The organism is Gimesia benthica, assembly GCF_009720525.1.
In the GTDB taxonomy this organism is placed as follows: domain Bacteria; phylum Planctomycetota; class Planctomycetia; order Planctomycetales; family Planctomycetaceae; genus Gimesia; species Gimesia benthica.
Map to the genome: position 1 here is coordinate 6700908 of NZ_CP043930.1, position 26433 is coordinate 6727340.

Annotated in this window: 22 protein-coding genes; 15 read left to right on the top strand and 7 right to left on the bottom strand. The window is 53.1% G+C overall.

Annotated features, from left to right (window positions below):
- Window positions 1-116 precede the first annotated feature (116 nt).
- On the top strand, window positions 117-2048 hold the full coding sequence (locus tag F1728_RS26230) for a hypothetical protein (RefSeq protein WP_155366510.1): 1932 nt from the start codon (window positions 117-119) through the stop codon (window positions 2046-2048).
- Between the two features lie 57 nt (window positions 2049-2105).
- Here the strand turns inward: F1728_RS26230 and F1728_RS26235 are convergent, their stop codons facing one another.
- Complete coding sequence (locus F1728_RS26235) at window positions 2106-3368, bottom strand: dipeptidase (protein ID WP_155366511.1); 1263 nt, start codon at window positions 3366-3368, stop codon at window positions 2106-2108.
- Between the two features lie 266 nt (window positions 3369-3634).
- Between F1728_RS26235 and F1728_RS26240 the strand changes: the two genes are divergently transcribed.
- Complete coding sequence (locus F1728_RS26240; protein WP_187782167.1) at window positions 3635-3877, top strand: putative signal transducing protein; 243 nt, start codon at window positions 3635-3637, stop codon at window positions 3875-3877.
- A 7-nt stretch (window positions 3878-3884) separates the two neighbouring features.
- Here F1728_RS26240 and F1728_RS26245 read toward each other — a convergent pair whose 3' ends face one another.
- Complete coding sequence (locus F1728_RS26245) at window positions 3885-4454, bottom strand: tRNA (mnm(5)s(2)U34)-methyltransferase (RefSeq protein WP_155366512.1); 570 nt, start codon at window positions 4452-4454, stop codon at window positions 3885-3887.
- The gene (locus F1728_RS26250; RefSeq protein WP_155366513.1) at window positions 4451-5524 is read right to left on the bottom strand and encodes an NAD(P)/FAD-dependent oxidoreductase; all 1074 of its coding nucleotides are present in this window, start codon (window positions 5522-5524) and stop codon (window positions 4451-4453) included. The genes F1728_RS26245 and F1728_RS26250 overlap by 4 nt, the downstream gene beginning before the upstream one ends.
- 562 nt (window positions 5525-6086) lie before the next feature.
- On the opposite strand from F1728_RS26250, the gene F1728_RS26255 reads away from it, so the two are divergent.
- The 3 genes from F1728_RS26255 to F1728_RS26265 all read left to right on the top strand — a co-directional run bounded on the left by F1728_RS26255 (window position 6087) and on the right by F1728_RS26265 (window position 8795).
- Entirely contained in the window at window positions 6087-7100 is a 1014-nt protein-coding gene (locus tag F1728_RS26255; protein ID WP_155366514.1) for a DUF1559 domain-containing protein, read from the top strand.
- Window positions 7101-7201: 101 nt separating this feature from the next.
- Window positions 7202-7654, top strand: coding sequence for a hypothetical protein (locus tag F1728_RS26260; RefSeq protein ID WP_155366515.1), 453 nt, complete (start codon window positions 7202-7204; stop codon window positions 7652-7654).
- Window positions 7655-7865: 211 nt separating this feature from the next.
- Window positions 7866-8795, top strand: a complete 930-nt coding sequence (locus F1728_RS26265; protein WP_155366516.1) for a hypothetical protein — start codon at window positions 7866-7868, stop codon at window positions 8793-8795.
- 14 nt (window positions 8796-8809) lie between these two features.
- Here the strand turns inward: F1728_RS26265 and F1728_RS26270 are convergent, their stop codons facing one another.
- On the bottom strand, window positions 8810-10060 hold the full coding sequence (locus F1728_RS26270) for an outer membrane protein assembly factor BamB family protein (protein ID WP_155366517.1): 1251 nt from the start codon (window positions 10058-10060) through the stop codon (window positions 8810-8812).
- A gap of 454 nt (window positions 10061-10514) precedes the next feature.
- Here F1728_RS26270 and F1728_RS26275 point away from each other — a divergent pair, with 454 nt between their 5' ends.
- The 3 genes from F1728_RS26275 to F1728_RS26285 all read left to right on the top strand — a co-directional run bounded on the left by F1728_RS26275 (window position 10515) and on the right by F1728_RS26285 (window position 15213).
- Window positions 10515-11291, top strand: coding sequence for an ABC transporter ATP-binding protein (locus F1728_RS26275; protein ID WP_155366518.1), 777 nt, complete (start codon window positions 10515-10517; stop codon window positions 11289-11291).
- Window positions 11291-13522 carry an ABC transporter permease subunit/CPBP intramembrane protease gene (locus F1728_RS26280; protein WP_194242536.1) on the top strand — a complete coding sequence of 744 codons (2232 nt, stop codon included), beginning with the start codon at window positions 11291-11293 and terminating at the stop codon, window positions 13520-13522. Before F1728_RS26275 ends, F1728_RS26280 begins: the two co-directional genes overlap by 1 nt.
- A gap of 137 nt (window positions 13523-13659) precedes the next feature.
- Window positions 13660-15213 carry a sulfatase family protein gene (locus F1728_RS26285; RefSeq protein ID WP_155366520.1) on the top strand — a complete coding sequence of 518 codons (1554 nt, stop codon included), beginning with the start codon at window positions 13660-13662 and terminating at the stop codon, window positions 15211-15213.
- A gap of 21 nt (window positions 15214-15234) precedes the next feature.
- On the opposite strand, the gene dinB is transcribed toward F1728_RS26285, so the two are convergent.
- The gene (dinB, locus tag F1728_RS26290) at window positions 15235-16428 is read right to left on the bottom strand and encodes a DNA polymerase IV (RefSeq protein ID WP_155366521.1); all 1194 of its coding nucleotides are present in this window, start codon (window positions 16426-16428) and stop codon (window positions 15235-15237) included.
- A 278-nt stretch (window positions 16429-16706) separates the two neighbouring features.
- Between dinB and F1728_RS26295 the strand changes: the two genes are divergently transcribed.
- Window positions 16707-18080: a Gfo/Idh/MocA family oxidoreductase gene (locus F1728_RS26295; RefSeq protein WP_155366522.1), complete on the top strand. Its 1374-nt coding sequence runs from the start codon at window positions 16707-16709 to the stop codon at window positions 18078-18080.
- A gap of 98 nt (window positions 18081-18178) precedes the next feature.
- Here the strand turns inward: F1728_RS26295 and F1728_RS26300 are convergent, their stop codons facing one another.
- Both F1728_RS26300 and F1728_RS26305 read right to left on the bottom strand, forming a co-directional pair.
- Complete coding sequence (locus F1728_RS26300) at window positions 18179-19018, bottom strand: MBL fold metallo-hydrolase (protein ID WP_155366523.1); 840 nt, start codon at window positions 19016-19018, stop codon at window positions 18179-18181.
- A 230-nt stretch (window positions 19019-19248) separates the two neighbouring features.
- On the bottom strand, window positions 19249-20310 hold the full coding sequence (locus F1728_RS26305) for a Gfo/Idh/MocA family protein (RefSeq protein WP_145042093.1): 1062 nt from the start codon (window positions 20308-20310) through the stop codon (window positions 19249-19251).
- 625 nt (window positions 20311-20935) lie between these two features.
- Here F1728_RS26305 and F1728_RS26310 point away from each other — a divergent pair.
- The 6 genes from F1728_RS26310 to F1728_RS26335 all read left to right on the top strand — a co-directional run bounded on the left by F1728_RS26310 (window position 20936) and on the right by F1728_RS26335 (window position 26430).
- Window positions 20936-21139: a carbon storage regulator gene (locus tag F1728_RS26310; protein WP_145042092.1), complete on the top strand. Its 204-nt coding sequence runs from the start codon at window positions 20936-20938 to the stop codon at window positions 21137-21139.
- A 122-nt stretch (window positions 21140-21261) separates the two neighbouring features.
- The gene (locus F1728_RS26315; protein WP_155366524.1) at window positions 21262-21573 is read left to right on the top strand and encodes an acylphosphatase; all 312 of its coding nucleotides are present in this window, start codon (window positions 21262-21264) and stop codon (window positions 21571-21573) included.
- A gap of 389 nt (window positions 21574-21962) precedes the next feature.
- Window positions 21963-22889 carry an ABC transporter permease gene (locus F1728_RS26320; protein WP_145187919.1) on the top strand — a complete coding sequence of 309 codons (927 nt, stop codon included), beginning with the start codon at window positions 21963-21965 and terminating at the stop codon, window positions 22887-22889.
- 55 nt (window positions 22890-22944) lie between these two features.
- Entirely contained in the window at window positions 22945-25053 is a 2109-nt protein-coding gene (locus F1728_RS26325) for an ABC transporter ATP-binding protein (RefSeq protein ID WP_155366525.1), read from the top strand.
- A gap of 15 nt (window positions 25054-25068) precedes the next feature.
- Window positions 25069-25656, top strand: coding sequence for an HD domain-containing protein (locus F1728_RS26330; RefSeq protein ID WP_155366526.1), 588 nt, complete (start codon window positions 25069-25071; stop codon window positions 25654-25656).
- A gap of 150 nt (window positions 25657-25806) precedes the next feature.
- On the top strand, window positions 25807-26430 hold the full coding sequence (locus F1728_RS26335; protein WP_155366527.1) for a DUF3124 domain-containing protein: 624 nt from the start codon (window positions 25807-25809) through the stop codon (window positions 26428-26430).
- Window positions 26431-26433 lie beyond the last annotated feature (3 nt).

The following is a 26433-nucleotide window of genomic DNA, read 5'->3' on the forward strand; positions in this document are numbered from 1 at the left end:
CTTTATGCTTAACGGGCTCGGATGTCAGGTAGGAAACCTGTCCGCTTTTTCGCATAGAAATACTATCAGGACGATGCATGGGGGCTCTCACCTTCGTGGTCGGTCAGGTGAACTCAATGAAAAAGATATCAATCACGTTCTTAGTGTTGCTGACGATGTTATGCGTCAGCGAAGTCGATAGTTTCGCCCAACGGGGTGGTCGCGGCGGCGGAGGCGGCGGTGGTCATCGAAGTGGCGGAGGCGGTGGCGGACACCGGGGTGGATTTTCCGGAGGGGGAAGCCAGCGCGGAAGCATGTCCCGCGGCAGTAGCTCGCGAGGGAGCATTTCGCGAGGGAGTATTTCCCGGGGCAGCATCTCTCGGGGGAGTAGCCAGCGTAGCGGATCTTCCCGCTCAATGTCATCTCCCGGGCGTTCATTCTCACGTCCGAACTCAAGTTCCTTTCGCGGTTCAGGCAGCAGTCGACACAGTGCTCCTTCGCGATCCTTCAATCAGTCATTCGGCAGTTCTTCGGGACGCTCCAGTCATACCACCATGCGTCCTGGTCATTCCGGTTCCTCTGCTTCCGGCAGATCGCAGAATTCTCCCCGTAATTCCATTTCGCGGGGACAACGCAGTGTGACCGGTAATCCGGGGTTGCATTCCGGCAGTCGCATCCGTTCAGGTTCTTCTGATTTCAACCGTTCTCGTTCCCGCTCGTCGGTTCAGGATTTCGGATCCCGCCGGGGAAGCAACATCAGCGGATTAAGTTCGGGGGGAAGTCGTCACGGTAGAACCGATCAATATTACCGGGGAGCCACCGGTTATAGCCGTGGTGGAATTCAGTCTGGCTTTGGCAGTCAGCATCGACACAGTAATCCTGGTTTACGCTCCGGAGGACATCATCATGCTGGACGTGGCGGTACCGGATTAAGATCAGGACGAAACTACAATCGTGGCCGAGGTCATACTGGCTACGCCAGCAGATCCTATCGTTATAATCCTGGTTACTGGTCCGGTTACCGGACAGGCTACGGATTCGGAATCGGCTATGGATACGGTTCCGGCTATAGTCGATATCGCCGCGGTTACGGATACTATCCTTACTACCATTATCGCAGATACGGTTACCGTCCCTGGATCTGGGCTACTTACGGTGGTCTGGTTTCCTGGTGCGGTTATAATAATCTGACACCCGTCGTCTATAACTATTCCATCAATGACGGCTACATCTACAATGATGGGACGCCAATTGCACCTGTTAACGATTACGCATCCCAGGCCAATCAGATCGCCGAAAGCGTGACTCCACCTGAAGAGTCAGCAGAATGGATGCCGGTCGGGTTATTTGCGATTGTTCCTCAGGGAACCCAGGATGTGAATGTCACAGTTCAGCTGGCGGTCGGCAAGAATGGTGCGATCGCCGGGACTTACTTCAATAAAGAAGGTAATATCACGCTGCCTCTAAAGGGGGCGATTGATAAAACAAAACAGCGTGCGGTCTGGAAGGTGGGGGAAGAAGAAGCCGTCACCATGGAGACCGGTCTGGACAGTCTGACCAAAGATAAATCGACGGTCATCCTGTTTTTCAGTGATGGAGTTTCTGAAGTCTGGGATATGGTTCGCATCGAGCAGGATGTCGCTCAGCTGGCACAGCAGGAGCTTCAGAGTGACGAACTGAAATATCAGTTGCTCGGAGCACACCAGTCGCTGGACGATGTCGTGGATGCTGCCTGGAAAGACTACCTGGCACTTCCCGAAGGACTGGAAGCCAGTTCCACACCTCCCGATCCGGCTGAACTGGAAGCGGTAATCGCCAACTATCAGCAGGTCCAGGTCGATTCACAATATCACATGATTACGAATCGTCAGGAGTTTCAGAATACCTATCGTCTGCTGCAGGATTATCTCAAAGAGGTTCAGCAGCAGCAGAGTCTGGAAAAACAGGTCAAGCAGGCGGCCCCTAAGGAGCAGCCCGCCCAGGTGAAGCTGCCGGCACCACCCCCGGCTGAAGAGCGGGAGCTGGTAGCACCCCGTCCTGTCATGCCGAAGCTGCCGGATTCAAAATAGGGTTTTGCTTTAAACTGATTCTTCTGCGGGTGACAGAGAACAACGGGAAGCTGACGGTCAGTCTTTTGTCTGCTGTTGCAGACGAAGGGCGACCTGCTCGGCTTCCCGCATGACCCGCAGGAGGTTCAGTCCCATGATCTGTTTGATCTGCTGATCGGTATAACCCCGGTCGAGCAGAGCCTGAGTGATCAGGGGATAGGTTGAGACATCTTCCAGTTGCGCGGGAAGTGTCGAGACACCGTCAAAGTCCGAACCAATGCCCACATGTTCCACTCCGGCGACTTTAGCAATGTGGTCAATGTGATCAACCACATCATGAATAGTGCCGGGCTGCATTTTGTGGCTGCTCTTCCAGCGATTGTATTCCCGATTGAACTCTGTTTCATCGGGATATTTCTTTTTCAGCTCCCGGCGGACGTGGAACATTTCTGTCATCTGGCGGGCTGATTCCGGCACGACGAATCCGGAGAAATAATTCACCATCACCACGCCGCCGTTCTCTTTGACTTTGACCAGGATCTCATCGGGCACATTGCGCACATGATCCGCAACGGCCCGGGCTGAAGAATGCGAGGCGATGATGGGCGCCTGGCTGACCCGCAGCACGTCCTCCATGGTTGCCTGCGAGACGTGGGAAATATCGACCAGCATTCCCAGTTCGTTCATGGTGCGGACAACCTCCTCACCGAACGGAGAAAGGCCGTCATGTTTTGCTGTATCAGTCGCAGAGTCAGCCCAGTCGAGCGTATCCGAGTGCGTGAGCGTCATGTAACGGACTCCCAGACCGTAGAAAACCCGCAGCAGCGAAAGTGAGTTTTCAATGGAGTGTCCCCCTTCGACACCGATCATGGAGGCGATCTTGCCCGATTTGTGTATCCGTTCGATATCGTCTGCCGTGGATGCCATTTCGAATACGTCAGGATATCGCTTAATCATCCGGTGAATCAGGTCGATCTGTTCCAGGGTGTAATGAGCGGCCCTGCGTTCCTGGCTGGTCTCAGCAGGAACATAGGCGGACCAGAACTGGGCTCCGACATTTCCCTGACGCAACCGGGGAATGTCGGTATGAAACCGAGGCTGTGGTTGAGCGATGTCAGCCTGTTTAAAGGAAGAAGCCGCTTTTTCCCGCATCGTCCAGGGAAGATCGTTGTGACCATCGACCACCAGACACTGCCGATGCAACTCACGGGCCCGGTCCGTCAGAACCACAGGTTTTCGTGCAGGGGGCTCCGCTTGAGTCGGGCAGGGAATCAGGCCGCCTGTGATCAGCAGGGGAGTCAGGAAATGCAGGAAAAGACTTCGGAGTGACAGGCGGTTCATGGGGAGAGATCCCTTGTTAGATGGCGATGATAATCAGAGCACATTAAAGAATAACAGGCAGTGACCCTGAGATTCAATTCCAGTCACCCTGCTTATGAATTCCTGCGAACCATCGGCGACCTGAAGCGTATCCTGTGTATTTAATATTGATGTTAACACTGAATCAGGTTAGCCTTACAGGGTACGAGACCATTATTTGACTGACTGTGAAGCGCTCCATGATGAGTTCACTCTTCAGGGACGGTTTGTCTAAGGAACACAATACCATGAGTGATAGTCTGGAAACTGTCTATTCAACGACGAATGTGATGGAAGCGGAATTCATCAAGATGACGCTGGAAGGGGAAGGCATTCGCTGTCTGCTCGAGAATGAAAATCAGGCTGCGATGACCGGAATTTTTGAGATTAAAGTCGATGTGGTCTCTTCGAACGTCGATCGGGCCCGCCAGATCATTGACGAAATCCGTGAGTCTTCGCAATCGCACGAGGATTCCTCTGAAGAGGAATAATTCTGTCTCAGGATTCCTGCCTGGTGACAATCAACAGACGCGGTGCGGTGGGCGCAGACGAACGCGCCAGGATTGTTTCCGTTATGAATTCGTCGGCAGGTAACTCGTTCATCCATTCCAAAATGGCGCCGGTTTCCGCTTCCCCACCAGGATGTCCCGGATAAGCGAGGATCGTCAGAATTCCTCCGGGACGCAGGTAACCGATCGCCGCGTCCAGCGCTTGCACTGTGGTTGCCTGCTGCGTAATCAGACTGTGGTCACCCCCGGGCAGGTAGCCCAGGTTAAACATGATCGCTCCCGTTGCGCCTTGATACTCAGCCGGAACGATCTCTGCCAGTAGACTGTGATCACAGCAGATGAGCTCACAATGAAAGCAGTCCGCCTCCGCGAGTTGTGCGGCTGTCTGCGCCAGTGCCGAGTCTTGAATGTCGATCGCATACACGTGCCCCGTGGGACCAACGGTCTGACAGAGAAAACAGGTGTCGTGTCCGTTCCCCGCAGTGGCATCGATAGCGGTTTCCCCGGCGCGGAGAATATCGGAGATGCGTGCGTGTGCCTGGTCGGTTAAACGTGTCATGATTTTGGTTTGAGCTTACGGCTGAGGTCCAGTTGTTTTTCCGGAGTCGCTTTGTCTTCCAGTACATCGGCAAAATGGGCTGCCATCCAGGGGGTTTGCAGGCTGCCTTTCGAGGCAAAACCGTTGAAGAATCCGACGCACGGGTTTTCCGGATGCAGTCCCAAGACAGGCAGTCGTCCACGAATGACCGGACGGACCGCGGCCCGTTGCTCGACAACTTCAAACGGAACTTTCAGAAATTCGGTCAGACGCTGCATGATTTCTTCACGGCCGGCTACCGTGGGTTCACAGTCGAGGTGTTCCCGATCATAAGTCGAGCCGGCGCGATACAGGTCATCCTGCCAGTGCGCGAGCCAGACTCCCCGGTTGACCACGCGTCGTTCTGTCAGGCCTGGAATTTTCAAAGTCAGGATTTCTCCTTTGACGCCCTCAAAAGGCACTTTTTCAAACCAGGGATTGTGCCGCGCCTGGATCCCCTGGCAGAAAATGATTTTGTTGGCACTCACTCCCAGACGGTTGATCTGGACCTGGTCTGCTTTCCATGCCAGGTCCTGTTGCGGATCGATGTCTGCTTTCAAAAAACAGTTTTGTTTTTGAAACCACTCTCGCGAAGCTTCGAGGTAAGTGGGGACATCCAGTTTTCCTCCGCTCTGCATTTCGAATCCCCCCTGTGACACATCGAATTCAGATTCGTTCGCCAGAGGCTCGGGAATCGAAACCAGTTCCGGAAAATGTGTCTGGGATCGTTGCTGGTACTGCTCCTGTTCCTGCTCTGAAGCGAACAGTCGCAGCATTGGGTTCAACTCCAGGAAACGGGAACCGGTAAGCGATTCAATTTCGCGATAGAAGCGGACAGCGTAAGGCAGGAATTCTTCGAGTCGCCAGGAGACCACCAGGCGCAGTCCGGTGATAGGCGTGATTAAACCAGCTGCAATTTTCGAGGACGTGATCTCTTCACCGCGGTCGATGATCAAGGTGTGATAGCCGTGTTGCTGCAGCGTCCAGCCGAGTGCAGTGCCTGCGAGTCCCTGGCCGACGATGAGATGGTCAAAATGATTTAGTGGTAACATGTAGCGCGATTCGTTGTTGAGTCACTGTCAAAAAGGATAGAGTCGGGAAGGAATGTCATCCATGATGTTATGCAGAGGATAATTTTATCATCGAAGAAATTTTAATGTTCTGTAATACGTATCTGTATGAACATAACTCTGAATGACCCTGTCAATCTTCCTTAGAAATCCTGTTCATTATTAAGGATTCTTACTTATTTCGAAATGTCGTAACATCGAAATATCTTGTTTGACAATTTTATAAAACTAAGATAAAATCGTATCGGAGTATGTTGATTTATTTAATTTCCATTAATAATCCGTTTGAATTTTCGCATCTCCTCCCCGTCTCATGGGGTTCCACTCATCATAAAATTTCTGGTAACGGACTACGACTCAATTCTATTTACGAGTGACGCCATCTTTAGCTGGTGTCAAACGAGCGTACTGAGCAACGATTTATACTCTCATTCAAATCAGATGCCCTTTCATTTCCATCTGAGAGAGAAACGATACTGCGTGTTGTGAGAGACTGATTTTATCATCTCAATAATCACTTTCTTATTCTTAAAGGAGAGTCAGTATGGAGTTCAAGCGTTCAAAGAAGAGAGGCTTCACGTTGATTGAATTGCTGGTGGTCATCGCGATCATCGCAATTTTGATCGCCCTGCTACTACCCGCCGTTCAACAGGCGCGCGAAGCGGCCCGTCGAAGTACCTGCAAGAACAACCTCAAGCAGATCGGGTTGGCATTGCACAACTATCATGAAACACACTCGATGTTTCCCAACGATGTCTGGACCAACGATCCAGGTGGTTCCTCACCCGGAGCTCGTAACTACAGTTGGATTACTCTGATTTTACCATTCCTGGAGCAGGCACCCCTGTACAATCAGATTAACTTCTCCGCCCCGATCCTCGGCCAGACAGGAACGGCAGGACCAATTCAGGCGACTAAGCTGCCTGTCCTGCATTGCCCTTCAGACCAGGACCATGATCCCAGCGCCCGTGATGGTTTCGCGACCACCAACTATGCCGGATCTCAAGGCTTTGACTGGTGGCAACGTCCCAATCAGGTTCACACAGGTGTCTTTACACTGAAATCGAAAGTCCGGATTCGCGACATCACCGATGGAACGACCACCACCATTGCCGTGGGGGAAGTTCCACAAAATGGTTTTGCCAGTGGCGGACGAACCTGTGGTGCAGGTCGTTTGCGTGATGGAGGTGGAGAAGCGGTCTACCGAATGGCTTTCGTCGCTTCAACACACATCGTGGTCATGAACAATGCTGCCAACAATTTGTTATTACCCGATGGTACTTCCACCGGGGAAGATGGTACGTTCTTTAAAACAGCTCCTTATGCCTGGGGGCCGGTTTATATCGCCGCTCACTGTCTGAACTCAGAATGGCCGGGACCGGGTTCTGTGCATCAGGGAGGTGCTCACTTCCTGATGGCCGATGGTTCGGTACGTTTCATCAGTGAAAACATCGATTACCACGGTGATCACAACCAGTCAGCTGGAGCACCCAGCCTCTGGATGTCGCTCAATACGATTGCCGGTGGTCGCTTCGATAGTATCGTTGGCGATTTTTAAAATCAGCAGTTCTCAGTTTCCTCTCCCGGATCTCCGGGAGAGGAAATCGTGCTGATGACCTGAAGTTCATTTATCATTTTGGAATAGGAAACAAACATACGATGATGCGCTCAGCGAACGTACTGTTGGCAACCCTGATGATCTGTCTGACAGGCTGTGGAGGCGGGGATGCTGCAGGGAGCAAGCGGACAGTCGAGACTGTTCCGGCTTCTGGAACTTTGACATTGGATGATCAACCGTTCGGACCGATTCACATTGATCTCTTACCACTGACCAGTGGAGAAAATGTGCGGACTGCCCGGGCGAATGTGAATGAAGATGGCACCTTTGTGCTGGGAACCTATGAGGAAGAAGATGGGGCTGCCCCCGGCAGTTACCGTGTGGTTCTCGGCAATATGGGAGAAAACCTGATGGATCCTCCACCTGCAGTCCAGGAGACCCAGGTGATGATCCCAGAAGGGGGCGGAGATTCAATCAAAATCATTTTGAAGTCTGCCAAAGGGGATGCCGCAGCTGACAGTCTGTTGAATCCCAACATCAAAAAAGCAAAGTAGCGATTTCCTTTCAGTGGAATGGAAAACGGCAGTCCTGAAAACAGGGCTGCCGTTTTTTTATGCGCGAAAGACAGCGGTATCCAACCGGGACAGAAATAATAGACATTCTTAAATAATCACCCGTTTAGAAAACTTTACATTTGATCAATGGCTGTGTGTTCATACAATGGGTTCGCGTCGAACCGAATCTGTCTCAAATAAGGAACTCGTCATGATGCGCCGGAGAATCACATTTCTCAGTAGTTTTGCAGCGGTTTTACTCTGTTGTGTCGTTATGCCAATCGTTGCCGAGGAAAAAGAAGAGGCGGCCCATGATTCCAAAATCGATACGATGCGGGAGTTGCTCAATGCCTGGTCGATTCGTACCAGGGAAGAACGCAGTGCGCCGCTCGCTTTCGTCCAGGAACCGGTCATGAAATATCATGATCCCAAATATAAAGTGACCAAAGGTGCGATCTGGCGTTTAGGAACAACGGGCCGCCCCTGGGCTTATATCGCTGTGGAAATGGATCACCCGGAAGGAACTGCGGGACGCGCCACTTATGAATTCCTCTCGTTGACCGAAAAACCGTTTCGCATTGAAGGGCCCAGTGTGACCTGGCAACCCTGGGAGGTCGGAATTGAATTCAAACCGCTGCCCGATGCACCCGATCCGGCGGCAACCGCGGAGGAACGACTGGACCAGATGCAGCAACTGGCAATTCGATTTTCAGCCGAGGAGATGCTGGGACGGGAACAGATCTTTCTGAATCTGCATCCCACTCCCTTCGACCAGTATCAACCGACCGATGTAGAGAATTCGGATGCCGCGGCGTTCTATTTTGAACGCGGGTTCAATCCTGAGGTCATCCTGATTCTGGAAACCGATGGCAAGACCTGGTCCTATGGCTGTGCACGACTGTCTGCAGCAGCGACGACAGTTCAACTCGACAAGCAAGAAGTCTGGACCAGTCCCAAAATGAGCGTCCGTCCCAAAGAAGGACAGGTACGTTATCAATGGACGAACGCGTACACCGCCAATCGTTTCTATTTTCGATTACCCCAGGAGCTGCGCGGCTTTCGAGCCTTCGGTCAGCCGGTTCCGGCAAATCAACAGGTCGCACCACCTCAGAAAGCAGCCGAGCCCGCCAAGGCTGAATAGAGTCTGGCCAGAGACTATTTACCGATGCAGTAAAGCACGTCCTGACGTTCTCCCGAGGCACGACCGGCCGCGCGATGAAAGATCTGACTGCCGCAGATTGCTGGCGAGGCAAACCCTTCGTCGCCGAGTTGGTTTTCTGCCAGCAGTTCAAATTTCTGAGGATTCGAACGGAAGACAAACGTGGTCCCCCGTTCGTTCGTCAGATACAGATTGCCGTTTGCGAGGACCAGTGAGGAAGAGACTTTCCCGCCGAGGCGATGCTTCCACATCTCTTTTCCGGTCTGTGCGTCCCAGCAGTAGGCAATGCCGTTGTCATCGACGGCGTAGAGATATCCATTCGCAGCCAGCATCGATTGCTCATAGCATTTGACGCGGTTCGTCCAGGCGACCTGGTCCGAACCATCTGCTTTCACCGCAATGGTTCCCTTGGTTGGAAAACCACCGCTGGCGAAGACGAGTTCCTGATCCCAGACCATAGTGCCACAGCTGACAATCCAGGGAGCAGGGACCGACCAGATCTCGCGACCGTTACGCGGATCGAAACTCGCAACCCGCGAGTTGCCGCTGTGCAGCAGTTGGTCCCGACCAGCGATGCGGGTAACAATGGGTGTCGAGAAATTGATTTTATCGGGGCGATCGAGACGCCAGACTTCTTTGCCCGTCTGTTGATCGAAGGCAGCCAGGTAACCGTTCTTTTCATACTCGGCTGCCACGATCACGGTATTCCCATACAAAATGGGAGAGGGACCATAGCCGAACTGATACGCTCTGGGCAGAAAGCCTCCTGCCCGGATCTGCCAGCGCTGTTTCCCATCCAGATCGAGCGCCGTGAGCTGAATGCTTTCATGATGCGGGAAGGCCGCGAAAATCAGTTCGCCATTGGAAGCGAGTGTGGGAGAAGCGTGCGTATTCTTCTGATGAATTTTGGGAGCGAAACCACCCCGGTTGACGTCGGTCTTCCAGAGAATCTTTCCCGAGTCCCGTGCGAGACAAACCACCGACTGGATTTCCTGTGACTCATCAGCGGTCGCAATCAGTACTCGAGCGTTGACTACAATCGGCGAGGCATGGCCCCGTCCGGGGAGTGGGGTTTTCCAGTGAATGTTTTCCGTTTCCGACCACTTGACCGGTGGTGTTTGCCCGGCAGCAGCCACCCCGTTTCCCGTGGGCCCGCGCCACACGCGCCAGTCATCAGCGGCAAACAGGCTGGACGCAAACAGGCAGAACAGAAGTGTCAGCACGATCTGGCGGGGGAAGCATCTCATTTCGGAAACGGCTTTCAAACGGGAATGGAATGATACGGATAATCTGAGCAGCTTGAAGTAAGTATTTCGGTTCTATTGTGTGTTTGATGAGAACGGTCTGCAAGCAGAGTCTGGCTTCAAAGTTTTGTTTACTAAAATACCCGGTAGTAGATATTCAAATATTCATAGAACAGGATGCATTCCCGTCTTCCGTTCAGGAAACCTGTTTTCACAGGTGACAGATTGACTTTTGATTTGTTAAGATGGACCAGTTCCGAATCAGGTTATTTATGCGCCAGCATTTCTATTCGCACTTCCAGTGAATTTAACATGATTCAGGCAGGCCAGCTCTTCCAATCTGAAGTTTCAAGTGTTTCTGGTTCTAATGAATTCAAGCGATGATCCGCAATTGATTTCTCATTGATACCTCTGGTGCGTTCCCGGGGTTCTTTTAGAACCAGGACTAAGGGCCGTTATGATCCGCGTTCAAAACCTCACACGTATTTTCGAAGCCGGAAAACAGGATGTTCTGGCCGTCGATCATATTTCGTTCGCAGTCGAAGCAGGGGAGGTCTATGGTTTGCTGGGACCCAATGGTGCCGGTAAAACTACAACGCTCCGCATGATTCTCGGCCTGCTCAAGCCCACCAGTGGCGATGCCGAAGTCGAAGGCTTTCGCGTCTCGACGCATCCCGACGAAATCAAACGGCGGGTCGGCCTCGTCTCAACCAGTGCTGGCTTGTACCAGTGGTTGACACCCCGCGAGATCCTCTTTTTTTTCGCTGACGTCTATGGCGTCTCCGCAGCGCAGGCGGAAGACCGCATCCAGCGACTGTCGGATTTGTTTCGGCTCTCTGAATTCCTCGATCGTCGTTCTGCCACTTTAAGTACCGGTCAGAAGCAACGCGTGAATCTGGCCCGTTCCCTGATCCACGATCCTCCTGTGATGCTGATGGATGAACCAACCCGCGGACTGGATGTGGTCGGCAGCAAGGTCATCTTCGATTACATCGATCATCTCCGCGATGAAGGCAAGGCCGTCATCGTCTGCACACATCGCCTGGATGAAGCCGAGCAACTCTGCGATCGGTTCGGGCTTTTATACCAGGGTAAGAAAAGCTACGAGGGCACACTGGAAGAGCTGCAGCAATGCACTTCCTGTCAGACATTAACCCAGATCTTCCTGCAACTGCTGGATGCGCCTGTGACAAAATCGAAAACAGTCGCCGCGGCACAGGGGGAACTGCTTTAATGGTGTCGCCCTACGATCAGGACTCGGATCACCGGATCTACACTCCCACGACCGGTTTTCGCTTTTCGGGTCTGTTGAAGAAAGAACTGCGCGAAATTCTCCGCGACCGCCGCACCGTGATCACCTTGATTCTGATGCCGCTGCTGGTCTATCCACTGCTTGGTCTTCTATTGCAGAAGTTTTTTTTGAGCCAGATGAGCCAGCTCAGCAAAGTGGAATACCGGATTATTCTCCCCAACGAATCAGAGGGGCAGCTGTTTCGCGCCCTGCTCACCAAGGGGAACCGTCTGCTGGCAACCAATCCCGGCATGTCGCCTGTCGAACAGAAATCCGCTGACGACGAGCAGCCCCTGGCCCGCTTTCAAAGGGTCGACCCGGTAATCAAGTTTCTGATCGCCGACAGTACGGGGGAAAATCAAAACATTTCGAAACTGGTCCGCGATGGTCTGGTCGATGTGGGGGTACGTTACATTCCCATCGACACTGCGCAGGCAGATCAGGCCGACGAGAGACACAGTGGCCGTTTTCAGATTACCTACGGCGCACAGTCGCCCCACAGTCGACGGGCCGCGGAATATGTCGAGAAACGTCTGCAGGCCGTACGCTGGAATTACCGCGACCAGATGCTGACAGAAATGGGAAAAAGCGACACCGTTCCGTTCATCGCGACGTTTGAACCGGTAAAGTCCGAGATGCGACAGGGGGCTTCCCTGGTGACGTTCGTCCCCATGATTCTGCTGCTGATGACGATGACCGGCGCCGTCTATCCCGCAATCGACTTGACCGCCGGCGAACGCGAACGTGGAACACTGGAAACCCTAATGGCCGCGCCGTTACCCCGCATGTGGATTCTGTGTTCCAAGTTTTTCGCCGTCCTGGCAGTGGCGACTCTGACGGCAATTGTCAATATGGTGGCGATGCTGGCGACCGCGTACGCAAATGGTCTGGAGGGGATGCTGTTTGGCGAAGGGCTGACGCCGGTCGTCTTAATGCAGATTCTGTTACTCCTGTTGATCTTCGCCGGCTTCTTCTCTGCGGTCCTGCTCTGTATCACCAGCTTTGCCCGCAGCTTCAAAGAAGCACAGGCCTACCTGATTCCGCTGATGCTGATCTCGATGGCCCCCGGGGTCATCGGCCTGGTGCCCGACCTCAAAATGACGCTGCTCTGGGCGGTGATTCCCCTGGCGAATATCGTACTGCTCAGTCGCGATTTTTTACTGCACCAGGCGCAGCCCACACTGTTTTTTGTTTCGGTCTTTTCCACGGTCTTCTACGGGGTGGTTGCTCTCAGTCTGGCCGCCCGGATTTTCGGCACCGATACGATTTTGTATCAAAGCGAAGCTTCCTGGAGCGATTTTTTCAAGCGTTCCACCAAAACCCATGCTGCCCCCGCACTGAATAATGCGGTGCTCTGTCTGGCGGTATTGTTTCCGGTGTTCATCCTGTCCGCTGCATTTATCAGTCGGCTGCAGGAACTGTCCATGGCGATGCGACTGCTGGCATCAGGCACGCTCACCTTCTGTCTGTTCCTGCTGATCCCACTCTTGTTTGCCTGGCTGGGTGGTGTGAATCTGAAGTCCGGCTTTCGATGGAATCGTCCCCGACCGCTGGCCTGCGTGGGAGCGGTCCTGCTGGGATTCACGCTCTGGCCGATGGCTTACGAGATCGAGATCTTTGCCCTGACAGACTATCGCATTGAAGTCCTCACGAAACTATTCGATTCAATGAAGCTGGAACTGGAGCTGGTACCACTCTGGATCAAGCTGATCAGCCTCGCGGTACTCCCCGCGATCTGCGAAGAGCTCTTCTTCCGCGGTTACCTGTTGAGCGGTCTGTTGAACCGATTTTCGAGTACCAAATCGATTTTCATTTCGGCATTTCTGTTCGCACTGTTCCACGTCATCGTGCGTGATTCCCTGTTTATCGAGCGGTTTTTCCCCAGCTTCTTCATGGGGATCTCACTGGGATATGTCAACGTTCTTTCGCGAAGTGTGATTCCCGGGATCCTACTGCACATGTTGCACAACGGTCTATTGATCACCTTCGCCAGCTATCAGCACTACTTCTCACAATGGGACATGAACCTGCAGGATCAGAAACATCTACCCCTCTTCTGGCTGATCGTTTCCCTCTGTTCTATCGTGGTCGGATTCGCGCTGATTTATTTCAGTAGTCGCAGCCAGAAGACAGACGAGTCACTGGTCAGCGTCACTCCTCCGAGGGCCGGTTAAAGCATTTTCTGTCAGTCCTGCTTTCGCTGTCGTTTTATAACCGGTAGGATAAATAAGAGAAATACTGTCAGCTTCACAGTGAGTTGCAGTTGGCAATCTCCTGCTTCATTGTCTCGGATCGTCTTGAGGAGTCTACCATGTTGCGCCCGCTTGTCTGTTGTCTCTTGTTGTGTCTGAGCCCCGGATTGCTTTCGGCGGCTGAACAGCAGCGACCGAATATCGTGGTCATCCTGGCCGATGATTTTGGTGTGGGTGATATCCAGGCACACTATCCGGACAACAAAATTCCAACTCCGTATCTCGACCGCCTGGTAAAGCAGGGGATGAGCTTTACTGACGCCCACAGTGGTTCGGCGGTCTGTACTCCCACACGCTATGGACTTCTCACGGGCCGCTATGCCTGGCGAACGCGACTGCAGGAATGGGTGATCGCCGCTTACGAACCTCCGCTGATCGCTGCTGACCGACTCACTTTTCCCGGGTTTCTTAAGTCACAGGGTTACACAACCGCCTGTATCGGAAAGTGGCACTTGGGATGGAACTGGCCGGGACCGCAGCCCAGCCAAATGACGGAGAAACGCAACGGTCAGTGGCAACTGAACTGGGACTTTACCAAACCGATTTCGGGGGGACCGGTTGACCGGGGCTTCGATTATTTCTTCGGCGTCGATCTGCCGAATCTGCCTCCGTTTACCTTTATTGAAAACAACCGGGTCTTTCCACAGCCCACAGCCAAATTTCAACCCGATCCCGCAGAGGGAATTGTGTTGCCCAAAGCGTTCACCGGCGCTCCGGCGGCACCCGACTGGAAGATGCAGGAAATTCTCCCCGAATTAACCCGGCGGGCAGTCAAGTACATCGAACAACAAGCGACAGAAAAGAAACCATTCTTTCTTTATTTTTCGATGACATCACCGCATGAGCCGGTGGTTCCCTCACCTCCCTTCCGTGGCAAAAGTGGCATCGCCCCCGTGGCTGATTTCGTGATGGAAACCGACTGGTCCGCAGGTCAGGTCATTCAGGCCATCGATCAGGCGGGACTGGGCGAGAACACCGTGGTGATCTTCACTGCAGACAATGGCCATTCGCATTACACGGGCTGGAATGATCTGATCAAAGCCGGTCATCGCCCCAGCGGTCCTTATCGCGGACATAAAGGCGATGTCTGGGAGGGGGGGCACCGTGTTCCACTGGTCGTCCGCTGGCCCGGAAAAGTACAGGCGGGCGGCAGCAGTGACCAGCTGATCTGCCTGACGGATCTCCTGGCAACCAGTGCTGATCTGCTGGGAACAAAATTACCCGCAGCCGGTGCAGAAGACAGCCTCAGCTTTTTCCCCGCATTGCAGGGAAAAGCGTCGGACGGCTCACGTACGTCAGTGGTTAATCATTCGAACTTTGGTGAATTTGCCTACCGGGATGGTCCCTGGAAACTGGTGTATAAACTGAGCGGACGCAATCTGGAAAAGTCGCGCGGCAAGCCGACGATCGCAGAGCTCTATCACCTGCAGTCTGACATCGCGGAAGAGCAGGATCTGTCACAGAAACATCCGGAACGGGTCAGACAGATGACAGCCGACCTGCAGGCATTGATCGACCGGGGCAGCAGTCGCCCGGACCAGCAAAGTAAAAATGACGGACAAGTCGAATTCAAGACAACTCAAAAGTTGCGCTGGGCACCAGTCAAAGATTGAAGAAACAAACGGAATTCAAGCTCAGTCTGCTTCCGCTGATTCATCTTGCATATCATTTGTAATGCGATTGCCGCGTTTCAGCGAATCCATTCCGAAACGGTCGGCGATCTGATCTTTGATCTGGTCCAGCCTGGAGTGTTTCTGTTGATCCTCTTCGTCAAACAGACTGCGCTGCTGAACGGCGCTCTGATCGAAACCGGAAACGCCGACCCCGATCAGTCGGATTGACAGACGGCGGGCCGGCAGTCGGTGTTCCAGCATCTGCAGAGCGGCGGACTGGATATCGCGGGTGATGTCCGTCGGTTGCGCGATAGTCGATGCCCGCGTAAAGGTCGAGAAGTCATCGTACCTGATTTTGAGCTGAATCGTTTTTCCTCGCAACTGGTTTTTACGGAGCCGACGAGCCACGTCTTCTACCAGTTCAATCAGGACGGACTTGAGGATTTCCAGATCGGTCACATCGCGGGAAAAAGTGGTTTCGCGCGAAATGGATTTGGCCTGGCGTTCCGGCACTACGGGACGCTCATCAAGCCCCTGGGACAGCTTCCAGAGATGCGCACCCTGTTCGCCGAACAGTTCCGTGAGTAATTTCGGTTCGAGGGCCCGTAATTGAGCGACGGTTTGAATTCCCAGTTGGTTAAAGCGGCGGGTGGCGACCTTCCCAATGCCCCAGATGCGGGAAATGGGGAGTGGGTCGAGAAAATCATGAATACGGTCGGGCGCGACAATCACCAGACCATCCGGTTTGTCCGCATCGCTGGCAATTTTCGCGAGGAATTTATTTGGCGCGACTCCCACGGACGCGATCAGGTGTAATGTTTCCTGAACTTCGCGCTTGATGGTGCGCGCTATTTCTGCACCCGTGCCGAAGAGCAGTTCGCTTCCCGTCACATCGAGGAATGCTTCATCCAGAGACAACGGCTCGACCAGGGGGGTAAAACGCTGGAAGATCTGCTGCAGTGTATGGGAGACGCCTGCATAATCTTTCATCCGGACCGGAAAATAGTGTGCGTGGGGGCAGAGTGAGCGGGCGGTTTTCATCGGCATGGCACTGTGAACGCCGAATTTGCGCGCGGCATAGTTGGCAGCGGAAACGACACCCCGTGACTCAGCCCGACCGCCGACAATGATCGGCTGCCCTTTGAGTTCCGGGTGATCGCGTTCTTCGATGGACGCGTAAAAGGCGTCCATATCCACGTGCAGGATGGTGCGCATGTTACCGTTTTAGGAAAGAAAATATGTTAGGGTCTTTTATAAAACCAGGTTCGCCACGTTCGATCAGCAAAAGCGAGGTGGCGGCACTTTTTTGATACTTTCATTCTATCAGGAATCCCGGACAAGTCGTATGAAGAAAACAGACATAAAGCAGTCTTGATCTTTGCATTGCCGATTCCGAGTTCCTTATAATGGACTCATTGATCAATCATCCTGCACCTGCGTGATTCCATTCCTGAAATCGGCGCGCACCCTTCCATGTAGATAAGGAGTCTTCAGTGAGTAATTCCAAGCAGAATCGTCGCGACTTTTTGAAAACCTCAGCAGCCGCAGTCGCGGGAACTAGCGTTCCCTTCTGGTTCAGTGTTGACCCTGCCAGCGCCTACAAGTTCAAAGCGGCCAATGATCGCCCCGTTGTGGGTTGTATCGGTACCGGGAGCCGCTGGAATGCCGTTGGTCCGAATGCGATGAAGTACGGGGACGTGATTGCCGTCTGCGATGTCGATGCAGCACACGCTGGTAAAGCACACGACAAGGTCAAAGAAATTCAGGGGAAAAAAGGCAACAACAAAGAAGTCGCGGTCTTCGAAGATTACCAGAAAGTTCTGGAAAATCCCGAGATCGATATCGTGACGATCGTAACGACCGACCACTGGCACACCAAAATTGCCATTGAAGCAATGAAAGCCGGCAAGGACGTTTATTGTGAAAAGCCGCTGACATTGACGATTGATGAAGGCAAGCAGATCATCAAAGTGCTCAAGGAAACGGGCCGGGTCTTTCAGGTTGGGACCCAGCAGCGGAGTGAAATGGGGCAGCGGTTCCTGAATGCACTGGCAATTATCAAGGAAGGTCGCCTGGGGGACATCACCGAAGTGGAATGTGTGATTGGCGGCATATCACCCAGTGGTTCCATTCCCGTGGCCGAAGTTCCCAAAACTCTGAACTGGGACAAATGGCTGGGCCAGGCACCGATGACGGATTACCGCTGGAAATCAGCCGACGGACGTCCGAAAACCCGTTGTCATTACGAATTCCGCTGGTGGTATGAATATTCCGGTGGCAAAATGACCGACTGGGGTGCGCATCATGTGGATATCGCCCAGTGGGGGATTGGCATGGATCATTCCGGTCCGACCCAGGTCGTGCCGATTTCCGCAGTGCATCCGGTTCCTCTCAAAGACGGTATGCCGACCAAGGATGATGAATACAATGTGGCTTCCAAGTTCGAAGTGCAGGCGACCTTCCCGAACGACGTGAAGATGACGATCAAAAGCGATGGCCGCAACGGAATTCTGTTTAGCGGAACCAAGGGGCGGATGTTTGTCAGCCGCGGCGATCTGACCGGAAAGCCGGTGGAAGACCTGAAAGACAATCCACTTTCCAGCGATACCATCAAGGAACTCTACAAAGGACGCCAGCCCGGCGATCACATGCGGAACTTCTATGAATGTGTCGATGCCCGTGAGCAGCCAATCTCAGATGTGATGACGCACCATCGCGCGATCACCACCTGTCACCTGGCCAACATTGCGATTCGCCTGAATCGATCGCTGAAATGGGATCCCCAGACGGAACAGATCATCGGCGATGATGAAGCCAACCAGTGGCAGAGCCGTGAGCAGCGGAAAGGCTACGAAATCAACGCATAAACGTTGACTGCACAGAAAAAGCCTGGAGGGGCGATCCCTTCCAGGCTTTTTTTACAGATCTGCTGTCGGAGTCTCGCAGTCAATTGAGGCCGGATAAATTACAGCCAGAGATGGATACGCTCGAGTAAATCCTCGGGGACCCGTTTTTTGACCGCGTTGAGCACCTGATTATCGTGGTAGCGCGTACTGAAATGCGCGAGAATCAGTAACTCGTTCTTAAAACGGTTGGCGCGTTCGATGATATCATCCAGGTGCATGTGCCCGAACTTATGAATTCGTTCCCGCCGATGTTCCGGACGGTGGAACGTCATCTCGGTGATCAGGACTTTTGATTCATAAGCAGTTTCAAAATGGTCCAGCCCTGCGGGAGCGGTATCGCCCGTGTAGCAGACCAGTGGCACCCGGATTTCTTCACTGACTTCGACTCCCGCCATGCGCGCATCGCGAATTTCGGTTTCCGGTTTACCCGTGAATTCCGGCTTGAGCTTTTTACGACAGTCCCAGACCTGGAATCCGATCGAAGGGACCGTGTGCTTGGTCTGAAATGCAGTGACTGCATGTTCGCGGGTCAGCTGAATGTCTTCGCCGTCTTTCATGCCGATGAGTTCGCAGTCCATGCGGCCGCGGTCCAGTTTGTGCCAGCTGCGGAGCATTTTCCAGACGGGATCGACGACTTCTTCGGGCAGATAGATCGTAGGCGGACTCATTTTCATCATCCGCCGCCGGGCCACGTACGCAGGGAGCGCTGCCATGTGATCCAGGTGCGCATGAGAAATGAAATACACCGACGTTCCCATAAACGACCAGGGGCTGGCCCCCAGGTCAAAGCCAAGTTTCAGCTCGGGAATCCTCCAGTAACTCTGTACTGCAGCGCGAGAATACCCCTCGATGGTGAGTCCTTTATATTTTACTGATTGGAGAGGTAGATTTTCGAGCATGAGCTTAGCTTATCAGAGACTGGGCAGAGCCGTTTTTTCAGAACCGGACCGGTTATTGTTACCGGTTCAGGTCGGAGTGATGAAAGAATCGGGCTAAATTGCCCGGGAGTCAGGCTCAGATTACTTCATTTTCAGCAGTATACCAAGAAATACACCGCCGGTTTTCGAGAACGATTCGAGAATCGGCGGTGTGAATATAATAATGTGTACTTCAACAGCTGAAGTGACACTTATTTGACAGGAATGGATCGCCCTGTCTGAATACTTTTTGCTTCCGCGTAGCAGATTTTCAGAGCATCGCGGGCCAGGGCGCCGGAGAGTGCCTCGGGTTCTTCACCCGACTGAATCGCATTCACGGCTGCCTGCAGTTCCAGCGTGAAGGCGGCACACCATTCGTTGCCCCCTTTGAGTTTCGGATGTTTCAGCTGTCCGGATTTGGTGATCAATGTCAGTGGCTGGCTGACAACCCATTCCTTATTTTTGCCGACACCCATCGTTCCGGCTCCGAAGAGAACGGTGGCTTCTTCGAAGTAGAGTTCAAAGCCGTGGGCGAATTCGAGGCCCCGCGTCGCGATGCCACCGCTGACACAACTGATCGCCAGGTTCGGATCTTCATAGTCATAAACGGTATGCACGTGGTTGATGTAACCCTTGTTTTCGATACCGCGAGAGGTCACTTTCTGGGGAACGCCACACATCAGGCTGATCAGGTGGTTGTCATGAATGTGCAGGTCGATGCCCCAGCCCCCCAGTTTCTGGAAGTCTTCAATATTCTCTGACCATTTGGGAGGTGCCATCACACGGCGGAAGTGTGCGGCCAGCAGTTTTCCATATTTCTGGCTGCGAACACATTCAACGGCAAACTGAAATTCGGGGAAGAAGGGAAGGACCTGTGCGACCATGAACTGTACGCCCGCTTTTTCGGCTGCCTTCACCATCCGGTTGGCGGCCTTGAGGTCGATGGCAATCGGCTTTTCTACCAGTGTGTGTTTGCCGGCCTGGATGGAATCCATGGCGACTTTCTCATGCATTTCAGTGGGGAGACAGATATCGACCAGATCAATATCGGGGTCTGCCAGCAGTTCATGGTAATCACTGTACTGTTTTACCTTGGAGAGATCGACCTGACCTCCGCGAGGACCGAAGTTACCTTCGATGCTGCTCCAGTCGCCAGACAGTTTCTTGGGGTCGCGCGTTGAGATCGCAGTGACCTTGGCTCCTTTAAGCTTTTTGGCTCCTTCGTAGTGAGCCATTCCCATAAAACCGACGCCGATTATTCCGATACGAACCATGATGTTCCCCTGATAGCGAGGCAGAAATTCTGAGTTAGTTAACACTGTTGCTAAAGACTGACGATCAAAGTGGGAATCGTCAAGCGGTTCCCCGCTGGTTTTCCGTCTTCTTTTGCATCTGCATTCACCGCCGCCAACCGTTAACCGGCTGAGAGGAGACAAAGAATTTTTGAAATTCTTTTCCGGCGCACGGACCGGTTTTCAGTAGAGCCTGCGGCATCCACTATACTGGAAATTGACTGCAGGCTGGGCACCGGTCAGCGGGCTGAGGGGAAATTGTCTGGTTATGAGAGCTCTGGCGATGGTACTGGTTGTGCCCGATTATTGGGCAGTGTGGCCTGTGCTTGATTATTGGGCACAATTTTGGGTAAGATGAGTGGTTTCGGGGCGGTTTTTGCGGTTGCGCGGGTCGTGATGTTATTTTTCAGTCTGGGCTGGACATGATAATTCAAAAGCTGTTATCATACTGATGTCGACATCGTAGTGATGGCAGTTTGCTGGCTGGTTTCAGTGAATTGTCGAGATGAGTACTCTTGAACTACCCTCATCCTGCACAATGCTTTCGACCTTCCTGGAAGGTTACAGGGAAGTATGAGGGAACAGAAAACGAAGGATTCGAAAAGAAATGCTTGTATTATCACGTAAGCCCGGCGAGCGGATTCGGATTGGCGATGACGTAACCCTGACGATTGTTCGAATTGGTCCCAATTCTGTGCGATTAGGAATTGATGCTCCGCGCAGCATGAGCATTGTTCGCGAAGAATTGTGTATCGACTTTTCAGACTTGCCGGAATCAGGCCAGCTGACTGAAGAGCCTTCTTCGCATTAAAACAGTACGACCGAAGTCTCTATTCATTTCTCAGGGCTTAAAGTCCCTTCTGATCGTACTGTCTCCGATCAACATTTTTACGCTCATTAATTTACGGTCTCTTGCTAGAGAGGATATCGGCCATGTGTGCTGATCCTCATCAATCCGGTTCATCGACGGATCTGATCAGTCTACGCGCGATCTATGCGGGGCGGGTGCAGGGCGTCGGGTTTCGATATCGCACAACTCAACTGGCGGAGCGTTACCCTGTTACCGGATTCGTCAAAAATCTGTCTGATGGAACCGTGGAACTGGTCGCGCAGGCCCATGATCAGTCAGTACTCGATCGGTTTTTCGATGATATGATGCTGACATTCGCAACGAATGTGACGGATGTATCGATTCAAGGGGCCCCGGCCGATCCCGGTCGTCAAAGTTTCACCATCGAATATTGAGCTCGCCGATCCCTGCTGGATCACCAACACACCAGGTTTCTATCAGTCAAAACCCGCTTTGCTGTTCAACGGGAACAGGCTCCCCACCCATTTGCCGTGCGCATGGCAGCAATTTGGGAAGTTATAGCGAAGCTGCCTGTCAGATTGGGGAAAACGCGGGGCGTTTGGGTCTGTTTTCTTTACTTTCGCCACCGGTTCTCGGTAAAGTAGCTATTGCTTTCCGGTGATGGTCTGCGAATTCTGAATTCTCTCTCTTTTTTCAGAAGTTCAAAAATAAAACCAACATCGGAGCAGACTTCATTCGTATGATGCAAGTGTAGTTGCGCACTCAGGTGTCAGCTGCGGGCACTGACTTTTTGATGCATTATTTTAAAGACGGTACATAAAAAATGGGAAACCTGCTGGTATTGGCTGCTGAGACGACAAATCTGACAGTGCAATGGTGGATTACCGGAATCGGAGTGGCAATCTATTTTGTACTCCTGTTCGGTGTGACTTCGATGACCCAGGCGGGTGTAATCGCCAGGGCGACGACGAAGGAAGCCATTCGCCAGCCCGTGTTCCTCTTGCTGATGGCACTGGGTTTAATCCTGCTACTGTTAAATACGTTTCTCCCTTTCTTTTCGATGGGGGATGACGTCAAGATGCTGATGGACTGTGGTCTGGCCACGATCCTGATCTGCAGTCTGTTGCTGGCTGTGTGGTCGGCGAGTACCAGTATCGCTGATGAAATTGAAGGTAAGACAGCCATGACGCTGTTGTCAAAGCCGATCAACCGTCGTCAGTTTATCGTCGGGAAATACCTGGGAATTCTGAAGGCCGTCGTCTGGCTGATGCTGCCGATGGTGATCACTTTCCTGCTGCTGGTTTACTTCAAAGTCGGCTATGATGCCCGCGAAGCGGCCCAGGAACCGCCAACGCACGCCGAGCGGATGGCTGCGGTCTGGTTGATTCTGCCCGGGATTCTGCTGATCTATATGGAAGTCGCCATTCTGGCCGCCATCAGCGTGGCGATCTCGACGCGTCTGCCCATGATGGTCAACATGATTATCTGCTTCGGCGTCTATATCATTGGCCACCTTACTCCCAACCTGGTTCAGGCCAAGGCGGAGGGGCTGGAATTCGTGAAGTTTACCGGGCAGTTGATTGCTACGATTCTGCCCAACCTGGATAACTTCAATATGTCACCTGCGGTTGCAACGGGAACCGTGGTTCCACCTGTCTATATCGGTCATTCCGCATTAAGCTGCCTGCTCTATTCCGGAATTGCGATTCTGGTTGCCTTCATCCTTTTTGAAGACCGGGACCTTGCCTGACAGACAGGGGACAGGCCTTTTAATTTAATCACTTAAAACAGATTCGGTGGGTCCTGTGTCAAATCGTCAGCCCAACGCATTCCATCGCGCGTTCCCCGCGCGGGAGTTTTTTCGTGGGTCTGCCAGATCCGTTGTGTTCTGGTCGTTCATCAATGGCCTCTTGCTGGCGTTTCTGCTCATCCTGTTTTTCCTGATCCTGGATCTGCTGGATCATCGGGGGCAGATTTCGGTGCAGGGGGTAGAGCGAGTTCAGCAACTGCAGGAAATCCTGACCAGTCCCGAACCAGAAGCACCTGCTGAAACCACCGAACCATCCGAAGAACCGGCTGAGCCGAAAGCCGATACCGACGAAGTTGCTGCTGTGGAAGAAAAGCCCGCGTCTGAACCGGAGCCGAAAGCGGCTCCCGCGGACTCACAACCAGCGACTACCCCAGATCGTTTGGTCCTTTCCGATACGGGGATTCTGCCCTCCGTCTGGTGGACGCATTCCAAATACCATCTGGGGATCATGAAAAGCGTGTATCAACGCGTCCCCTTGCTGCAGCAGAATCAGTCCGCGTTATTCACACTGATTTTAGTCGCGCTGGTCGTGGCCAGCATCCGGGTTTTGATCCGCTGGCGATGCCGACTGCGGAGCCTGAAGGTTTCCCATCATATTTCGACAACGTTACGCAATATGATTCATCGCCAGGCGCTCCGCCTGGGCCCCGGGGATCTTTCGGGGAAAGAGACCGACCAGGCATTTCACCTGTTTATTCAGGATGTGGGAACCGTACAGAACGGTGTCTTCCACTGGGTCTACGGTTTGACGCGGCATACTGTGACGCTGGCGATTCTGCTGTTGATTGCCGTTTCCATCGACTGGCGTTTAACGCTGCAGTGCATCATTCCGCTGGCCGCAGCCTGGTATTTTCTGATGCAGCATCGCAAAGATTACGATTTGCAGCATGCCAGAACACTGGTTACCATCGACACCGAACTTTCCCTGCTCGCCGAGAATCTGCGGAGCACACGCCTGGTCCGTGGCTATGGAATGGAAAACCCGGAGCATGAACAGTTTCAGAAGCATCTGGCGAAATACACCGAAAACCTGGAAAAGCTGAAACGCGTTGAAGGCTGGGGACATCGTATTGCCCGGGGCCTGGCCGTCTTCTGTTCCTGCCTGGTCGTCTTTCTGGTGGGGTATAAAGTCCTCGTGAATCCGGATAGTCTGCCGCTCTCTGCAGCGGTGCTGGTGGTCGGGATCTTCGGCTTCTTCTACCTGCCGGTCAACGGTCTGCATGAACTGTTCCGTGTGCGCGAAGAATCCACTGTGGCTGCCAGCTCGATCTATCGTTATCTGAACCTGATCCCCGAAGTCGGGCAGGCAGTCGGAGCGAAATTTCTGGAACCGATGTCGACGGCACTGCAGTTCGAAAACGTCAATTACAGTCTCACGCCCAGTTCACCTCCGATCTTGAATGGCTTTGATCTGAAAATTCCCGCCGGTTCGACAACCGCACTGGTATCACTGGAGAAGCTCGCCCCGCGCGCTGTCAGTTTCCTGGTACCCCGCTTTATTGAGCCCCGCTCGGGCCGGGTTCTGATCGACGGCGAAGACACGGCGTGGGTGACCCTGGAGTCTCTGCGGGCGGAAGCGATTTTTGTTAGCGGTAACGATCCCTGTCTCACCGGAACCGTCAAGGACAATATTCGCTGTGGCGATGAACGGTATTCGCTGCAGGAAGTCATTGCGGCTTCAAAAGAATCACACGCGCATCAGTTTATCCAGGGACTGCCTCAGGGGTACGAAACCGTGCTGGGTCAGCACGGGGAAGATCTGACAACGGGTGAGTGTTTCCGATTAGGACTGGCCCGCGCCCTGTTACGAAAACCGGCTCTGATGATCATCGAAGAACCGGAAGGGCCGCTCGACGAAGATACCAAAACGCTGCTCGAAGATGCCTACTCCCGGATTTTCCAGAACCGGACCGTGCTGGTCATTCCTTCCCGTATCACGACCCTGCGACGCGTCGATCAGGTCGTCATGATTCACGAAGGCAAAGTGGAAGCGGTCGACAGTCAATCGAACCTGTTGAAGAAATCCGCCCTGTATCGTCACTGGGAGTACACACGATTTAACCAGTTCCGGCACTCACAGGATACTCCGATCGAAGAACGTTAAACCAGAGTTTGCAGCATGGATACACTTCACTCTCCGGTAGTCGAGAACGCCATTCGGGTTGCCGCGGAAGCACATAAATCTCAAAAACGCAAGTCGTCCGGAATTCCTTACATCGCACATCCGATGGGGGTCTGTCTGATCCTGGTGAAAGCCGGCTTTCATGAGGAATCCATCCTGGCAGCTGCCGCCCTGCATGATGTGGTCGAAGATACCTCGCTGACTTTTGAGGATCTGGAGGGAACCTTTTCAGATGAGGTCCTGCACTACGTCAGGGAGATGACCGAAGAGAAGGAAACTCAGGAGGGCGCAAAGCGGAGCTGGCGCGATCGCAAGCGGGATCATATTGAGGTGATGCAGCAGGCATCACTCGGCGCGCGGGCGATTGAGCTCGCAGACAAACTGCATAACCTGGAAGCGATGCTGTTTGATCTGCAGACCGAAGACCGCGCTGAATTCTGGGGGCACTTCGGCGCCCCGCCGGAAGAGATTGTGCAGTATTATCATTCCATGATCGAGGCCGCCGGTCAGTCCGATGAACGTCTGGTCCCGCTGGTAAAAAACTGCCTGTCTCGCCTGGATGAGTTACAGAAACAGATGCCATAGTCGACACTGTCAGTCGGGGTGACTTTTCATGCCGGCTGAGGTAGTGTTTAATACATCAGCCGACAGGAAGTGTCTCAATCCGTCTGAACCAGATTTTTCAGGCGCGCTGCCGGAAATGAAACAATAATTGTCACAGGGGAAGCGTGTGCGATGGGAAATAAAGGCGAATATCCCGACTGGTTTTTGTGGTTGTGGGACAAATGGTTCGTCCTGTTTCTGTTGCTGGGAGTTGTGACCTTAGTGCTGATCGCGGGGGCAGTGTACCTCGATACCCGCTTCGAACGGTTTGAACACGAATTGAAGTTCGTACCACCGCGCAGCTATGAACCGCCCGATCTTGCCAGTTACCAGGCAGGCGAAATCGACTCAGAAAAAATGACGCGCAGCGGTTCGATCTATGCGCCCTGTTATTCTCACATCTATTATCATGGCGGATCGCCGTTGCTTCTGGAAACGACTCTGAGTATCCGGAACATCAATCAGGATCAGCCGGTCTACCTCACCGGAGTCAAGTATGTCGATACTGACGGGGAGTCGATTAAGGTCTATCTCGACCAGCCAATCAAGCTCGCCCCGTTTCAGACGATTGAATTCCTGGTGGAAGAAAAAGACAGCACGGGAGGCTCCGGTGCGAATTTTCTCGTGAACTGGATGGCTGAGGAGCAGGTTGTACCGCCGCTGGTTGAATCCGTCATGGTGGGGGCTTCTGGTTCGCGGGCAATCGCCTTCACGCGGAGTGGTGTGCCGATTCCTGCTGCTCAAACGGGAGAATAAAAC

Bases quoted from the DNA above. Each gene is read 5' to 3' on its own strand.
- F1728_RS26265 (WP_155366516.1), top strand. From the start codon at position 7,866: ATGATGCGCCGGAGAATCACATTTCTCAGTAGTTTTGCAGCGGTTTTA.
- F1728_RS26260 (WP_155366515.1), top strand. From the start codon at position 7,202: ATGATGCGCTCAGCGAACGTACTGTTGGCAACCCTGATGATCTGTCTG.
- F1728_RS26310 (WP_145042092.1), top strand. From the start codon at position 20,936: ATGCTTGTATTATCACGTAAGCCCGGCGAGCGGATTCGGATTGGCGAT.
- dinB (WP_155366521.1), bottom strand. From the start codon at position 16,428: ATGCGCACCATCCTGCACGTGGATATGGACGCCTTTTACGCGTCCATC.
- F1728_RS26285 (WP_155366520.1), top strand. From the start codon at position 13,660: ATGTTGCGCCCGCTTGTCTGTTGTCTCTTGTTGTGTCTGAGCCCCGGA.
- F1728_RS26280 (WP_194242536.1), top strand. From the start codon at position 11,291: ATGGTGTCGCCCTACGATCAGGACTCGGATCACCGGATCTACACTCCC.
- F1728_RS26330 (WP_155366526.1), top strand. From the start codon at position 25,069: ATGGATACACTTCACTCTCCGGTAGTCGAGAACGCCATTCGGGTTGCC.
- F1728_RS26245 (WP_155366512.1), bottom strand. From the start codon at position 4,454: ATGACACGTTTAACCGACCAGGCACACGCACGCATCTCCGATATTCTC.
- F1728_RS26335 (WP_155366527.1), top strand. From the start codon at position 25,807: ATGGGAAATAAAGGCGAATATCCCGACTGGTTTTTGTGGTTGTGGGAC.
- F1728_RS26320 (WP_145187919.1), top strand. From the start codon at position 21,963: ATGGGAAACCTGCTGGTATTGGCTGCTGAGACGACAAATCTGACAGTG.
- F1728_RS26275 (WP_155366518.1), top strand. From the start codon at position 10,515: ATGATCCGCGTTCAAAACCTCACACGTATTTTCGAAGCCGGAAAACAG.
- F1728_RS26235 (WP_155366511.1), bottom strand. From the start codon at position 3,368: ATGAACCGCCTGTCACTCCGAAGTCTTTTCCTGCATTTCCTGACTCCC.
- F1728_RS26300 (WP_155366523.1), bottom strand. From the start codon at position 19,018: ATGCTCGAAAATCTACCTCTCCAATCAGTAAAATATAAAGGACTCACC.
- F1728_RS26255 (WP_155366514.1), top strand. From the start codon at position 6,087: ATGGAGTTCAAGCGTTCAAAGAAGAGAGGCTTCACGTTGATTGAATTG.
- F1728_RS26230 (WP_155366510.1), top strand. From the start codon at position 117: ATGAAAAAGATATCAATCACGTTCTTAGTGTTGCTGACGATGTTATGC.
- F1728_RS26315 (WP_155366524.1), top strand. From the start codon at position 21,262: ATGTGTGCTGATCCTCATCAATCCGGTTCATCGACGGATCTGATCAGT.
- F1728_RS26305 (WP_145042093.1), bottom strand. From the start codon at position 20,310: ATGGTTCGTATCGGAATAATCGGCGTCGGTTTTATGGGAATGGCTCAC.
- F1728_RS26250 (WP_155366513.1), bottom strand. From the start codon at position 5,524: ATGTTACCACTAAATCATTTTGACCATCTCATCGTCGGCCAGGGACTC.
- F1728_RS26270 (WP_155366517.1), bottom strand. From the start codon at position 10,060: ATGAGATGCTTCCCCCGCCAGATCGTGCTGACACTTCTGTTCTGCCTG.
- F1728_RS26240 (WP_187782167.1), top strand. From the start codon at position 3,635: ATGAGTGATAGTCTGGAAACTGTCTATTCAACGACGAATGTGATGGAA.